This is a genomic window from Qipengyuania sp. 902, assembly GCF_051195295.1.
Lineage (GTDB): Bacteria > Pseudomonadota > Alphaproteobacteria > Sphingomonadales > Sphingomonadaceae > Qipengyuania.
On record NZ_JBNJLJ010000001.1, the window covers coordinates 142,400 to 156,239 of the forward strand.

Below are 13,840 nucleotides of genomic sequence, written 5' to 3' on the forward strand. Positions count from 1 at the left end.
TCAGGCCTTCGGTCGCAGGCCGAGCATGTGGCAGATTGCATAGCTCAGCTCGGCGCGGTTGAGAGTATAGAAGTGGAACTGGCGCACGCCGCCGGCATAGAGGCGGCGGCACATTTCGGCAGCGATCGTGGCGCTGACCAGCTGGCGGGCTTCGGGCCGCTCGTCGAGCCCCTCGAACAGACCCTCCATCCAGTCGGGGATGGCGGTCCCGCACAATCCGCTCATCCGCTGGACGGCGGCGAAACTCATCACCGGCATGACGCCCGGCACGATCTCGCCCTCGATCCCGGCAGCTTCGGCCTTGTCGCGAAATTCGAAAAAGCATTCGGGATCGAAGAAGAACTGCGTGATCGCGCGGGTCGCCCCGGCATCGAACTTGCGCTTCAGATTGTCGAGGTCGGCTTGGCGATCGGGCGAATCCGGATGGACTTCGGGATAGGCCGCGACCGAAATCTCGAAATCCGCGATCTGCTTGAGGCCTGCGATCAGGTCTGCGGCATTTTCATAACCGCCGGGATGCGGAGCGTAACTGCCGCCACCGTCGGGAGCATCGCCGCGCAGGGCGACGATATGTCGCACGCCCTCTTCCCAGTATTCGCGCGCGACCTGGTCCACCTCCTCGCGGGTCGCTTGCACGCAGGTGAGGTGCGCAGCGGCGGGAATATCGGTCTCGCTCACGATACGCCGCACGGCCGCATGTGTGCGTTCGCGAGTCGAGCCGCCTGCGCCATAAGTCACCGACACGAAACGCGGGTCTAGCGGGGCGAGGGTCTCCACGCTCCGCCACAGCGTTTGCGCCATCTTCTCCGACTTGGGCGGGAAGAATTCGAAGCTCACCTCGATATCGCCGGGCAGGCCAGAGAACAGCGGCGCTTCCAGCGCGCGCTGCGCTTCGCGCATCTGGTTGAGGGTTGGGCTCACGATACGGCCTTTCTTGCTTCGGCATCGCGCTCTGCGATCCAAATTTTCACGACCAGCTCGCCATCCTCCAAAGCGGCGGTCTCCCCGGGAACGAAGCCGGCGTCTTGCAGCAGGCCGCGCATCTGCGCGTCGCCGAAGCCGAGCCGGGCATGAGCGTAGCGCTCACGCAGCTCCTCGCGCTGGTGGGCGGCGAAATCGACGATCGCGATGCGCCCGCCCACAGACGTGACCCGCGCAGCCTCAGCCAGGGCGGCGCGCGGAGCCTGAGCGAAATGAAGCACCTGATGGAACAGCACCGTGTCGAAGCTCGCCGCGGCAAAGGGAAGCGATCCGAAGTCGCCCTGAACGAGCTCGACCCGCTGGGCAGGCAGATTCTGCAGCTTCGCTCGCGCCACACGCAACATCGCAAGGCTCTTGTCGAGCGCCACGATGTGCTCGGCGCGCTCGGCAAAGATTTCGGCCATGCGTCCAGTTCCGGTACCGATATCGAGCAAACGCCCGAGCGGGGCATTGCCCAAGGCTGCGTCCAGCGCGCTTTCGATCGCTTCGTCCGAACTGTGCAGACGGCGCAATTCATCCCAATCGTGCGCATGGCGGGCAAAATACGCCTGCGCCTCGGCTTCGCGGGTTTCGCGGATTTCGGCGAGCTTGCGCCGATCGGAGGCGCATAGTTCGGCAAACTCGCTGTCCGCGCGTTCCGCAACGTCGAGCAATCGGATGGTACCTCCGGCAAGCGATGGCTCTGCAGTCGTCACCGATCCGGCGCGGACGAACGTCCAGCTCCCCTCCCGCCGTCGCTCGGCAAGACCGGCGTCGCACAAGATGCCGATATGGCGCGAAACCCGCGGCTGGCTCTGGCCGAGCACCTGCGCCACCTCCCCCACGGCAAGTTCCATCGACCCCAGCAGCCGCAGGATCCTGAGGCGCGTAGGGTCGGCCAGCGCGCGGAAGAGGGTTTCGGTGTGCATTCCTGCAGGGGATATAAAGATATTTTTATATCTGTAAATCACTGCAGAAGGGTCGCTGCCGAAGCACGGCCTGTCGCAGCAAGCGGCAATTGCAAACCGGATATTTACCATTCCCCGCGATCACCGGCGGGCAATGTCGCAAACGCCCTTCACTCCCGCTCCCGAGCGCGTCAGGTTCGTCGAGGACCTGCTCGACTACATGACGCTGGAAGAAAAAGCGGGGCAACTGGTGCTCTTGCCGGATGGATCGGCGAGCAGCGATCCGACGCGCATAGATCAGTTGCGGCGCGGGCTGGTGAGCGGGTTCATCGATCCGGTCGGCGCCATGCGCACCCACCAATTGCAACAGATCGCGATCGAGGAAACGCGTCTCGGCATACCGCTATTCTTCGCTGCCGACCCGGCGCAGGTGCTGCCCGGTCGCTTGCCCGCCCCGGTCGGTATGGCCGCCAGCTGGAACCCCGAGGCAGTAGCTGCTGCCGAAGAGGCGCTTGCTGAAGAATACCTCGCACTTGGTCTGAACTGGGCCTTTTCACCGGTCCTCGCGACGACAAACTATCTCACCGATGTCGGCTTCGAGCAGTCTTACGGCGAAAGCGCCTGGCTCGCAGAGCAGATCGCTGCTGGCCGCGTGCGCGGATTGCAGGCGCAACGCAGCGACTTTCGGCGGCAGGTTCTGGCCACGCTCGATTTCGCTTTCAACGACAGGGTCGGGCGCCGCGGAGAAGGCAGCCTGCGAGAGCGCGAACAATTTCGCGCCATTCTCAAGACGGTCGAACAGGCTGCTCCCGCGACCATCGGTCTCGATACGAGAGGCCAAGGCCGGCGCAACGTCTCCCGGATCGCGAACGACGCTTTGAAAAACTTGCGCCGCGCCGGCGGGTTCGATGGCATCCTGCTGGCAGATTGGGCGCAACTGGCAGAGAAATCCGGACACGACGCCGACGGACCGGCCTTCGTCGGCCTGTCGGTAGAGCGCCTGGTCGCGGCCGTCGAGGACGGGCGCATCGGTGCCAGCGAGCTCGACGAAGCCGTGCGCCGGGTACTCGCGGCGAAATTCGATCTCGGGCTGTTCCGTCCGTCGGAGGATGTGGCGCCCGCTGCACCGCCAAGGCCCAATGACCTTCGAGACCCGGCACACGATCTGGCGAGCAAGTCGATCGTTTTGCTCCGCAACCAGGGCGGACTGCTCCCGTTGTCGCCCGGCGGCGAAGACGTCCTCGTGGTCGGCAGCGCAGCTCGCGACCGTTCGCTTGCTTCCGGCGGAAACCGGGGCGACGCGACTAGCGTCATCGATGGTCTCGAGGCGCTCGGCATCGCACACAAGTTCGTGGCCGGCCTTGCCCTGCGCGAAGGTCAGTCGGTCATCGACAGGATGATCCACGCCGATCGCATGGCCATAGGCATGGCCGGCGAAGCCGCGCGCCGTGCGGGAGTAGTGGTGGCCGTGCTTGGGCAGGGCAGCGAGCGACCGGGCGAGCCGCTGGGCGAAGCGCAGACAGTGCTGCTCGAGACCTTGCGCGCCGCCAATCCGAGAACCGTCCTCGTTACGCTCGGCTCGCGGCCCTGCGATCCCGACATCGGCGGCGAGCCGCTGCCCTGCATTCTCCATGCCGGGACGCTGGGCACGCATTCGGGTGATGCGATCGCCGAGATACTGAGCGGACAAAGCGAGCCGTCCGCACGTCTGCCCTATGCGATCAGGACGCGCAGCGGAGAAGTCCGCCTACCCTTCGGCCATGGCTTGTCGTATGGCGAATTCACGCTTGGCGATCTGTCGCTTGAGCTGGGCGCCGATCGCATCCTTGCCAGCGCCCGCCTCCGCAATATCGGCGAGCGGCGCGGCGAAGAGATGCTGCAGCTCTACCTTCGCAGGCTCGACGGTCCTGCTGCATCGCGGGACGCCGTTCTCCGCGGGTTCCAGAGGATCGCGCTCGAACCGGGCCGGAGCACGCAAATGACCTTCGAACTCGCTGCCGAGGCTCTCGCGCACTATGATGCGCAAGCGCGTTTCAAGGTGGAAGCGGGCGATTACGAAGTCCGGCTGGGCTTCAGCACGGCCCGGGTCCGGGTGGGCGAAATCGCGCTGCCGCAGCCGGTCGCCGATGCGATGAACGGTGCAGGCAAAGCAACGACCTTGCCGCTGAAGGGAGCTGCCAACAGCTAGGGCTTCTCGGTCGGGTCGGGAATGGCCGCCGCTCCGAATCCACCGCCGCCCGGCGTGAGAATCGTGAACCGGTCGCCCGGCTGCATGTCGGCTGCTCCCGTCGCTCCGAGGGACTCCCGAGTGCCGTCCACGCGGTCCACCCAGTTCGCACCGGGCTTGGCATCGCCACCGCCACGGATACCATTCGGCGGCACAGACCTGCGATTGGCGAGGATATTCGCGCGGATCGGCTCAAGGAACGCGACGCAGCGCTCGACGCCGTCGCCACCGCGATGCGCGCCGTCGCCTCCCGACCCGTGACGGATTGCAAAGCGCTCCAGCCGCACCGGCAGTCGCGTTTCGAAGATTTCCGGGTCCGTGAGACGCGAATTCGTCATATGCGTCTGCACTGCGCTGGTGCCGTCATGGTCCGGCCCCGCTCCGGAACCGCCGCAGATGGTCTCGTAGTATTGGTGCCGCTCGTTGCCGAAGGTGAAGTTGTTCATGGTCCCCTGGCTCGGCGCGAGGCGGCCCGTTGCGGCAAACAGCGCATCGGTGACGACCTGGCTCGTCTCCACATTGCCGGCGACGACTGCTGCGCCCGGCCTCGGATTGAGCATCGAGCCTTCGGGCACGATCAGCTCGACCGGTCGCAGGCACCCGTCGTTCATCGGGATCGCATCGTCGATCAGCGTACGCACGACATAGAGCGCCGCTGCCCGGGTAATCGACTTCGGCGCGTTGAAATTGTTCGGCAGTTGCGCGCTGGTACCGGTGAAATCGAATACCGCCGAACGCGCTTCGCGGTCGATGCGGATCGCCACCTTCACCACCGCGCCATTGTCCATCGGATAGGCGAATTCGCCATCGTCGAGCCGGTCGAGCAGCCGCCGCACGCTCTCTTCGGCGTTGGCGAGGACATGGCCCATGTAAGCCGACAGGACTTCGGCCCCGTGATCCTTCGCAGCCGCGTGCAATAGCTCGGCACCGCGCGTACAGGCGGCGAGCTGCGCACGCAGGTCCGACAAATTGCGGTCCGGATTGCGCGCGGGGTATTTTGCATCGGCCAGAGCTTCACGCACCGCCGCTTCGCGAAAATTTTCCTCGTCGACCATCAGCAGATTGTCGATCAGCACGCCTTCCTGCTCGATGGTGCGGCTCTCGGGCGGCATCGAACCGGGTGCGATACCGCCAATATCGGAATGATGCCCGCGCGCGGCGACGAAAGCGTCCGGTTCGTCGGCGCCACCCTCATCGTAGAATACGGGGACGATTACCGTGATGTCCGGCAAATGCGTGCCGCCGCGGAAGGGATCGTTCAGCACATAGGCATCGCCGCGCCGGAAACCGCGCCCGTCGCGCTTTTCGCCGCGCGTCTCGATCACCCGGGCGATACTGTCGCCCATGCTGCCGAGGTGCACCGGGATGTGCGGCGCATTGGCGATCAACGCACCATGCCGGTCGAACAGCGCGCAGGAAAAATCGAGCCGCTCCTTGATATTGACCGATGTCGCAGTCGATTGCAGCACGACACCCATTTCCTCGGCGATCGCCATGAAGTGGTTGTTGAAGATTTCGAGCCGGACCGGATCCGCCTCTGTCCCCGCCGCCCGGTCTCGCGCAATCGGCTGCGCGCGCGTCAGGACCAGGCTACCCTCGTCAGCGAGGCGTGCGCGCCATTCCTCTTCGACAACCGTGGTCGATCCGGGGTCGATGATCAGGACCGGACCCTCGACCGCTTCGCCTTCGTCCATCGAAGCGCGTTCGATGGTCCGCCAGGTCCCCGAAGCCGGGACGCCGACAGCCTCAGGAGCAGCCTGCGCTTCGCCGAGGCCGCCGGCATGTCCGCTTGCCTCGACGCTTAGCGCTTCCACAATGATGGGAGCTGAGGCATCGGAATAGCCGAAGCGCTGGCGGTGCAGGGCGCGGAAGGCCGTGTCCATTGCATCGCGATCCTCGCACTCGACCGCGAGCAGGCTGTCGCTCCCTTCGAAGCGCAGCCGGGCGCGGCTTTCGAGCGCAATCGCGTCCGGTGCGATCCCCTGCTGCACTAGCGCGTTGCGCGCTTCGTCTTGCAGCGCTGCGAGTTCGGCATCGAAACTCTCGACCAATGGCCGCACCAGGCTGACCTCGTGAATAGCCTTCACCGGCGCTAGGCCGATGCCATAGGCAGACAGAATGCCGGCGAGCGGATGCACCAGCACCGTCTCCATGCCCAGCGCATCGGCGACCTTGCAGGCGTGCTGGCCGCCCGCACCGCCGAAACAGGCCAGCGCATAGCCGGTTACATCGTGCCCGCGCGCAACGCTGATCTTGCGGATGGCATTGGCCATACTGTCGACCGCGATGGCGAGGAAACCTCCGGCGATGTCCTCCAGCGGCTGCGGGTCCGGCATGGCGGCTGCCACCTCCTCCAACCGCGCCCGCGAGGCGGCGGGATCGAGCGGTTCGTCACCGCGCGGACCGAAGACGCTCGGAAAAAAAACCGGGTCGATCCGCCCGAGGAACAGGTTGCAGTCGGTCACCGTCAGCGGGCCGCCCTTGCGATAGCAGGCGGGGCCGGGATCGGCGCCCGCGCTATCCGGCCCGATGCGAAAGCGCGCACCGTCGAACTGGCAGACCGAGCCGCCGCCCGCCGCGACCGTATGGATCTGCATCATCGGCGCTGCGACACGCACGCCCGCGACCACGCTGTCGCCGGTCAGCTCGTAATCGCCCGCGTAATGCGCGACGTCGGTGCTGGTCCCGCCCATGTCGAAGCCGATCAGCTTGCCGTTGCCCAGCGCCTTGCCCGCTGCGACCATGCCGACCACGCCGCCGGCCGGACCCGAAAGGATCGCATCCTTGCCGCGAAACGCGCCGACCTCCGCCAATCCGCCATTCGACTGCATGAAGCGCAATGTGCGGGTTTCGGGGAGGCTCGCCTGGAGATTGTCGGTATAGCGGCGCAGGACCGGCGAGAGATAGGCATTGACGACCGTCGTATCGCCGCGCGGGATCAGCCGGATCAGCGGCGCGACCTCATGGCTGACGCTGATGTGCGCGAAGCCGAGCTCGCGAGCGATCGCGGCAAGTCGCGCCTCATGATCGCGGTGCTGCCAGCCATGCATCAGCACTATGGCGATGGCGTCGAAACCGTCCTCGCGCAGCGCTGCGAATTGCGCGCGTGCCTGTGCCTCGTCCAGAGGGAGCAGCACTTCGCCAGTCGCAGCTACCCGCTCTTCGATCTCCACGACCTGCGCGGGCAATTGCTCGGGCAGCACGATGTGCCGCGCGAAAATATCGGGCCGCGCCTGCGTGCCGATGCGCAGGGCATCGCCGAAGCCGCGCGTGATCGCGAGCGCGAGCCGCTCGCCCTTTCGCTCCAGAAGCGCGTTGGTGGCGACCGTCGTGCCGATGCGGACTTCCGCGATCGGTCCTTGGCCGTGCTCCGCCATGAGCCGCCGCACCGCCTCGCTCGCTGCATCGGAATAGAAGCCGGGGTTCTCTGACAAGAGCTTGTCCGTGACGAGCTTGCCGCCAGGCGTCGTCGCTACGACGTCCGTGAAAGTACCGCCGCGATCAATCGCAAAGCGCCAGCCTGAAGCGGAAATCTCATCATTGTCCATTTGCTCACTCTAGGCATACATAGATCGAGAACAAGCTATGCGGGTCGCACCGAGCAACCCGATCACACCGCACAGCTTTTTTGCGTTGCAATAGGCGAGCGAATCCGCACATCCTGTCCACGATGCTGCGCCAGTACGAACTTGTGGAACGGGTCCAAGAATACGACCCCGACGCCGACGAGGCGCTGCTGAACCGCGCCTATGTCTATACGGTGCAGAAGCACGGCACGCAGACCCGCGCCAGCGGCGATCCCTATTTCAGCCATCCGGTCGAAGTCGCCGGGCTGATGACCGACCTGAAGCTCGATCAGGAAACGATCATGACCGCCCTGCTCCACGATACGGTGGAGGACACGCTGGCGACGATCGACGATATCGAGGCGAATTTCGGACCCGACGTCGCGCGGCTGGTCGATGGCGTCACCAAACTCTCCAAGATCGAGCAGATGCCCGAGAACGAGCGTGCGGCGGAGAACCTGCGCAAGTTCCTGCTCGCCATGAGCGAAGATATTCGCGTGCTGCTGGTGAAGCTCGGCGACCGGCTGCACAACATGCGCACGCTGCACTTCATCAAGAAGCCGGAGAAGCGCCAGCGCATCGCGCGCGAGACGATGGATATCTATGCCCCGCTGGCCGAGCGTGTGGGCATGTACGAATATATGCGCGAGATGCAGATGCTTGCCTTCGAGCAGCTCGAGCCCGAAGCCTTCGAGACGATCACCCAGCGCCTCGACCAGATCCGCAGCGAGGACGGCGGACAGGTCGATGCCATCGCGCTCGACATGAAGCATGCGCTCTCGGAAGCCGGCATCGTTACCGAAGTCTCGGGCCGCGAGAAGCACCCCTATTCGATCTGGCGCAAGATGGCCGAGCGCCACGTCAGTTTCGAGCAGGTGACCGACATCATGGCCTTCCGCGTCATCTGCGAGGATGTCGCCGATTGCTATCGCGCGCTTGGCGTCCTGCACACGACCTGGCAGTTCTTGCCGGGCAAGTTCAAGGACTACATCTCAACGCCCAAGACCAATGGCTATCGCAGCCTCCACACTTCGCTGATCTACGGCAAGTCGATGCGCGTGGAAGTGCAGATCCGCACGCGCGAGATGCACAAGCTCAACGAGTTCGGCTATGCCGCGCACTGGGCCTACAAGCAGGGCGACCGGCCGGACGGGCAGGTCGGCTGGCTGCGCGATTTGATCGAGATCGTCGATGCCAGTCACGATGCCGAGGAGCTTCTCGAGCATACGCGCATGGCGATCTATCAGGATCGCATCTTCGCCTTCACCCCCAAAGGCGCGCTGTTCCAGCTGCCCAAGGGCTCGACCCCGGTCGATTTCGCCTTCGCCGTGCATACCGATCTCGGCGCGCAGACCGTCGGCGCGAAGATCAACGGGCGGCACATGCCGCTGCGCACACAGCTCAACAATGGCGACGTGGTGGAGATCATCAAGAGCGATCAGGCCGATCCGCAGATGAGCTGGCTGGGCTTCGTCGTCACCGGCAAGGCGCGCGCCTCGATCCGCCGCGCGGTGCGCCTGAAAGAACGCGCCGAAGTCGCAGAGATCGGCAAGAAACTGTTCGACGAGATCGCCCTTCGGGTGCCTGCCAAGATCGGCAAAAAGGCCACGCGCGATGCGCTCAAGCGTTTGGAACTGGAGGAAGAGGAAGACCTCTTCTACGCCATCGGCGCCGCCAAGATCGAGGATCGCGCGGTGATGGAAGCGCTGGTGCCCGGCTGCACCGAGGGCATGAAAGAGGAACCCGATTGGGCGCGCGAGGGTAAGGCGCTGTCGATCCGCGGGCTGACTCCCGGCGTCGGCTTCCAGCTGGCCGAATGCTGCCACCCCGTCCCCGGCGACCGCATCGTCGGCATCCGCAAACCGGGCGAAGGCGTGGAGGTCCACGCGATCGACTGCGCGCAGCTTGCCAGCGGGATCGATACCGACTGGCTGGACCTCTCGTGGAACAAGCGCTCGCGCGGGGCGGTCGGGCGGATGCGGGTGACGCTGTACGACCGGCCCGGCACGCTGGCCGAGATGGCGGGCATCTTCGCCAAGAACCACGTCAATGTGAAAAGCCTCGAGCAGACGCAGCTCGACCATCCGTTCACCACCTACGAGATCGATCTCGAAGTGCAGGATCTCGCCCACCTCACGCGCATCCTCAGCGCGCTGCGGGCCAGCGACTCCATCGCCCAGGCGGAGCGCGTGTGACGCAGCTTGCCGGGATCGACCACATCCAGCTTGCCATGCCCCATGGCGGCGAAGCTCACGCCCGCATGTTCTGGAGCGAGATCATGGAGCTGGACGAAATCGCCAAGCCTGCACACCTCGCGGTCAATGGCGGCTGCTGGTTCGAAGGCGGCGGCGTCGCGATCCATTGCGGGGTGGAGGACGGTTTCCTGCCCGCCCGCCGCGCGCATCCGGCATTGCTGGTGAAGGATCTGCGGGCCCTCATCGCCCGGCTGGAACTGGCTGGCATTCCGTTCAAGCAGGGCAAGAAACTCGACGGCTTCATCCGCGGCGACACCGCCGACCCGTTCGGCAACCGCATCGAGCTGATGCAGCGGGTCTAGATTACGCGTTCGGTGAAGCGGACCAATTCGGCGCGGTGACCGGGTAAGGTCAGAACCATTCGGTCGCCGTCGACGCGCATTTGCGGACTTTCGCGGGAAAAGCGGAAATAGAGCCGGTCGGAGGGCTGTTCGACACACGCCTGCAAGGTGCAGATCGTCATGCCCTCACCGCTGGTCCCGCAATAATTGCAGCCATTGTACCACCCGGACACTTCGCCCCAGTGGACGCGAACCGAATAACCGACGCCCGACACGTCGCGCCCGTCGATCCGCTCGAAGCGCCACAGGCCGTCTTCCTGCGGTGCCGCGATCAAGTGCCAGAGCGTTTCATTATGCGGTATTGTTGCGCTCGCGAGCGCGGCAATGCCCGCGACCAGCAAGCCTCCGCCGACGGCCCATGCTAGTTTCGGATGATGCTGCCCGCGCCTCACAGCAATTCCAGCGCGACTTCGGCCGTGTCGCCCGCCAGCAGATCCTCGGCCTTAAGGACCTTCTTTCCCACCAGTAGCCACCACTCGCCGGTCTTCGACGGAAACACCGAAGTCTTCCACCGCGTATTGCCGATCGCTGCCATAACCTTGACCGATCCGAAGCCGCGCCTGCCCCCGAGTTCCAAACGGCGCAGCCGCTCGTGAATAGTAATCTGCTCCGCCATGTCGCCGCCGATTGTGACCATGTGATAGACTGTCTTTTCGCCTACCCAGCGCCAGATCTCGGCAGTGCAGGCGAGTGTCTCGCTCACCCGCCCACGCGCCGCACCGGCACCGGGATATTGCAGATATCCGCCCCGCCCGCGGGCACGATGAAGAACGGATCGCGGCGGTTGGCGCGCGCATCTGCGTAGCGGGCGAAGGTCTCGCCCTCGGTGGAGAGGTATTCGAAGGCCGGCTGCTCGGCTTGCGGCAGATCGCTGGCGACGCGGATTGACAGGATCGGCGTTCGCATGTTCGCCTCGTCGGCCGTATAAAAGCCGAGGTCGCCCGTTCCGCGTGGTAGCGAAGAGAGGTGCTCCATCCCTTCCACGATCCGCCCGACGAGCGCGATGTTCCGGTCGAGATGGCGCGGCGCATGACCGATCACGGTGTAAAGCTCGGCGCCCGAACCGGTGTCCGGGGAGTAATTTCTGCCGACACCGACCATGCCGTAGCAATGGACGGGCCAGATGGTCGCGGGTTCGCCCTCCGCCGCATCGCCGGCGTTGGTTGCCAGCGGCCAACCATTGTCGAACAGCGCCGCCTGCGAATAGGAATCGACCAACCCGTTCGCCAGGATGATGCCAGTCGTCTCGTCCGTGCCCGCCAGAGCCTCTCCGCGCTCCAGCGCGAGATCGCGCTCGCTGTCCGCCAGCTTTACCGACAGGGCGATCGCGTCGCCATCCACGGTATAGGCGGTTTCCGGCACTGCGTTCAGCGAGTCCGGAAGCGGCTTCGCGGCACCGTCGGCCTCGGGATTGTCGTAATTCGGATCGCCCCACTGGACGACGTAATTGTCCTGCACGCGGTTTATGCTGTTCCCGTCGTACCAGCCCGCCCGAGCCAGCGTGCGGATGTTCTCCATCCAGCCTTGCGAGAAGGGCGCGGGCATCATCTGGATGGTCACCTTGCGCTCGTTGCCATCGGCATCCGGGGCAAGCGTCATCACGAGCAGGTCGTCAGCGGCGATCGTTACCCATTCCTCCGCGGAAGCCTCGGCGACGATCTCGTTCGGTGAAGCCGCGCCCCCCGACGGTTCTTGCGCCGAAACCGGGAAAGCGAGCGCGACGGCTGCGGCGAGAGCTATGGACTGTCTGGTCATGGCATTGACGATGCCACGACCCTGCCGAAAGGCAAGAGCGCTCGGTTTCGCTGGCCTCGGGAATCGAAAACCCCTTCCCGCGCGTTTTCGAGGGCGGAAAGGGGTTTCGAGACGGTGTTCGCAGGGGATGCCTGATCCGCGCAGCACCGTCGCTGACCAGCACTCTACCATTAATTTCGCAAAGCGGAATAGGCCGCCGCCACTTCGGCTTGCGATTCCCACCCGTCACCGCTAGACGCGCGCCTTCCCGGACGACCTGCCGCGCGCAAGCAGCGAAACGGCAGCGCGCACGGGAATGCGGAGCAGTGGCCGAGTGGTCGAAGGCGCACGCCTGGAAAGTGTGTATACGGTAACCCCGTATCGAGGGTTCGAATCCCTCCTGCTCCGCCATTAACCTTTGTTTTTTTGGATTTTTTTCGTTTCTAGGGGGAAGTTCCCATAAACGTTCCCCGAAAAGCGCGTCGCTAGAGCGATATACCGGCGAGCGATTTTAGTAGCCGTGTGTGTTACCTTTCCGATGTGAGCTTGCTTGAGGACTGCGCGATTGCAAAGAAGGCCTGTGAAGTCCCAATCTTCGGGAAGGCCGCCCGTCTCCATCGCAGCAGATTCGATGTTCGCCCGCTTCTCAAGCGAGTCATGACCCGTTAGGGGAATTTAATGGCAGTTCAGTATCATCTCGGAGACTTCCCCCCTCGTGATCTAGATTTGGCGGTTCTGTTTCCGCTGATTGGACCGGCGAATGCCGCAGTGGCGAAGTATGAGGGCGTGCTGTCAGGCATTCCGAACGCTGGAGTTTTGCTTTCGCCTCTTACCGCTCAAGAGGCGGTTCTTTCGAGCCGTATTGAAGGTACTCAAGCTACCCTCGGAGAAGTGCTGGAATTTGAAGCCTCCAAGGGAGGCGATGACGAGAGTACGGCTAAAAAGGCGGATATTCGCGAGGTACTTAACTATCGACGCGCGTTGAATGAGGCCGTCCGGCTCATGGCTGAGGGGTTGCCCTTGTCTCAACGCCTTATCAAACGTGTTCATGCTGTTTTGATGGATGGGGTGCGAGGACGGAACAAATCTCCGGGTGAATATAGGAAGATTCCGAATTGGATTGGTCCTGAGGGCAGTCCGATCGAAAGCGCCAGATTTGTACCGTGTGCGGCGGATCAACTCCCTCAATGCATGGCCGATTGGGAAACTTATATCCACGCTGATGCGCCAGATCGCCTTATTCAGTTAGCGATTGTCCATGCTGAGTTTGAAGCGATTCACCCTTTCCTCGATGGAAATGGGCGCTTGGGAAGGCTTATTATCCCGCTTTTTCTGCACTCACATGGCCTTTTATCGCGCCCCAGCTTCTATCTTTCAGAGTTCCTTGAGGAGCACCGGGGCGAGTATTACGATAGATTGCTGGCCATTTCGGAGAATGGGGATTGGACTGGCTGGGTTTCGTTTTTTCTGCGTGCGGTGACAGCTCAGGCTGAATCGAATTTGATTAAGGCCGACTTGATACTGAAATTGCACGCGCGGCTTCGTGATTGGATCGTTGACGCAACCCACTCTCAGTATGGGGTTAGAGCGCTAGATTGGATGTTTGTTCGCCCTATTTTCCAGCCACCTGATTTTATCGATGATGCTGAAATTCCAGCGCCTACAGCTCGTCGCATTGTGCGTGTTTTGCGTGAGAACGGAATGCTGAGAGAGGTTCGGCCTGCTTCTGGCAGACGGCCCGCGACGCTCGCATTCTCGGAGTTGCTCAATATCGCGGAAGGCAAGGATGCGTTTTAATTCACTCCGTGATTATGAAACACGTTAGGCGCTAATTCGTGATCATCAAACA

General features: G+C 63.6%; 10 protein-coding genes and 1 tRNA gene. 5 read left to right on the forward strand and 6 right to left on the reverse strand.

Features of this window, described 5'->3' with window-relative positions; genetic code table 11:
• On the reverse strand, positions 1-900 hold the full coding sequence (gene metF / locus ACSH0F_RS00655) for a methylenetetrahydrofolate reductase (protein WP_435200497.1): 900 nt from the start codon (positions 898-900) through the stop codon (positions 1-3).
• A 17-nt stretch (positions 901-917) separates the two neighbouring features.
• A complete protein-coding gene (locus ACSH0F_RS00660; RefSeq protein ID WP_435198937.1) occupies positions 918-1,889 on the reverse strand; it encodes an ArsR/SmtB family transcription factor in 972 nt (323 codons plus the stop codon).
• 133 nt (positions 1,890-2,022) lie between these two features.
• On the opposite strand from ACSH0F_RS00660, the gene ACSH0F_RS00665 reads away from it, so the two are divergent.
• Positions 2,023-4,056 carry a glycoside hydrolase family 3 C-terminal domain-containing protein gene (locus ACSH0F_RS00665; RefSeq protein WP_435198939.1) on the forward strand — a complete coding sequence of 678 codons (2,034 nt, stop codon included), beginning with the start codon at positions 2,023-2,025 and terminating at the stop codon, positions 4,054-4,056.
• On the opposite strand, the gene ACSH0F_RS00670 is transcribed toward ACSH0F_RS00665, so the two are convergent.
• Positions 4,053-7,643 (reverse strand): hydantoinase B/oxoprolinase family protein, encoded by a 3,591-nt coding sequence (locus ACSH0F_RS00670; protein ID WP_435198941.1) that lies wholly within the window; start codon positions 7,641-7,643, stop codon positions 4,053-4,055. The genes ACSH0F_RS00665 and ACSH0F_RS00670 overlap by 4 nt on opposite strands.
• A 122-nt stretch (positions 7,644-7,765) precedes the next feature.
• On the opposite strand from ACSH0F_RS00670, the gene ACSH0F_RS00675 reads away from it, so the two are divergent.
• Positions 7,766-9,856 carry a RelA/SpoT family protein gene (locus ACSH0F_RS00675; RefSeq protein ID WP_435198942.1) on the forward strand — a complete coding sequence of 697 codons (2,091 nt, stop codon included), beginning with the start codon at positions 7,766-7,768 and terminating at the stop codon, positions 9,854-9,856.
• Positions 9,853-10,218, forward strand: coding sequence for a glyoxalase (locus ACSH0F_RS00680; protein ID WP_435198943.1), 366 nt, complete (start codon positions 9,853-9,855; stop codon positions 10,216-10,218). Before ACSH0F_RS00675 ends, ACSH0F_RS00680 begins: the two co-directional genes overlap by 4 nt.
• Here the strand turns inward: ACSH0F_RS00680 and ACSH0F_RS00685 are convergent.
• The 3 genes from ACSH0F_RS00685 to ACSH0F_RS00695 all read right to left on the reverse strand — a co-directional run bounded on the left by ACSH0F_RS00685 (position 10,215) and on the right by ACSH0F_RS00695 (position 12,012).
• Positions 10,215-10,532: a hypothetical protein gene (locus ACSH0F_RS00685; RefSeq protein ID WP_435198945.1), complete on the reverse strand. Its 318-nt coding sequence runs from the start codon at positions 10,530-10,532 to the stop codon at positions 10,215-10,217. The genes ACSH0F_RS00680 and ACSH0F_RS00685 overlap by 4 nt on opposite strands.
• 113 nt (positions 10,533-10,645) lie before the next feature.
• On the reverse strand, positions 10,646-10,960 hold the full coding sequence (locus ACSH0F_RS00690) for a DUF1905 domain-containing protein (protein ID WP_435198946.1): 315 nt from the start codon (positions 10,958-10,960) through the stop codon (positions 10,646-10,648).
• Positions 10,957-12,012 (reverse strand): peptidylprolyl isomerase, encoded by a 1,056-nt coding sequence (locus tag ACSH0F_RS00695; RefSeq protein WP_435198948.1) that lies wholly within the window; start codon positions 12,010-12,012, stop codon positions 10,957-10,959. Before ACSH0F_RS00695 ends, ACSH0F_RS00690 begins: the two co-directional genes overlap by 4 nt.
• Positions 12,013-12,311: 299 nt before the next feature.
• Between ACSH0F_RS00695 and ACSH0F_RS00700 the strand changes: the two genes are divergently transcribed.
• A tRNA-Ser gene (locus ACSH0F_RS00700) sits at positions 12,312-12,402 on the forward strand.
• Between the two features lie 267 nt (positions 12,403-12,669).
• Positions 12,670-13,788, forward strand: a complete 1,119-nt coding sequence (locus tag ACSH0F_RS00705; RefSeq protein WP_435198950.1) for a Fic family protein — start codon at positions 12,670-12,672, stop codon at positions 13,786-13,788.
• Positions 13,789-13,840: the final 52 nt, after the last annotated feature.

What these genes read in the sequence shown, in the direction of transcription:
- metF (WP_435200497.1), bottom strand. Translation starts at nt 900, where the DNA reads ATGCGCGAAGCGCAGCGCGCGCTGGAAGCGCCGCTGTTCTCTGGCCTG.
- ACSH0F_RS00695 (WP_435198948.1), bottom strand. Translation starts at nt 12,012, where the DNA reads ATGACCAGACAGTCCATAGCTCTCGCCGCAGCCGTCGCGCTCGCTTTC.
- ACSH0F_RS00675 (WP_435198942.1), top strand. Translation starts at nt 7,766, where the DNA reads ATGCTGCGCCAGTACGAACTTGTGGAACGGGTCCAAGAATACGACCCC.
- ACSH0F_RS00665 (WP_435198939.1), top strand. Translation starts at nt 2,023, where the DNA reads ATGTCGCAAACGCCCTTCACTCCCGCTCCCGAGCGCGTCAGGTTCGTC.
- ACSH0F_RS00670 (WP_435198941.1), bottom strand. Translation starts at nt 7,643, where the DNA reads ATGGACAATGATGAGATTTCCGCTTCAGGCTGGCGCTTTGCGATTGAT.
- ACSH0F_RS00705 (WP_435198950.1), top strand. Translation starts at nt 12,670, where the DNA reads ATGGCAGTTCAGTATCATCTCGGAGACTTCCCCCCTCGTGATCTAGAT.
- ACSH0F_RS00660 (WP_435198937.1), bottom strand. Translation starts at nt 1,889, where the DNA reads ATGCACACCGAAACCCTCTTCCGCGCGCTGGCCGACCCTACGCGCCTC.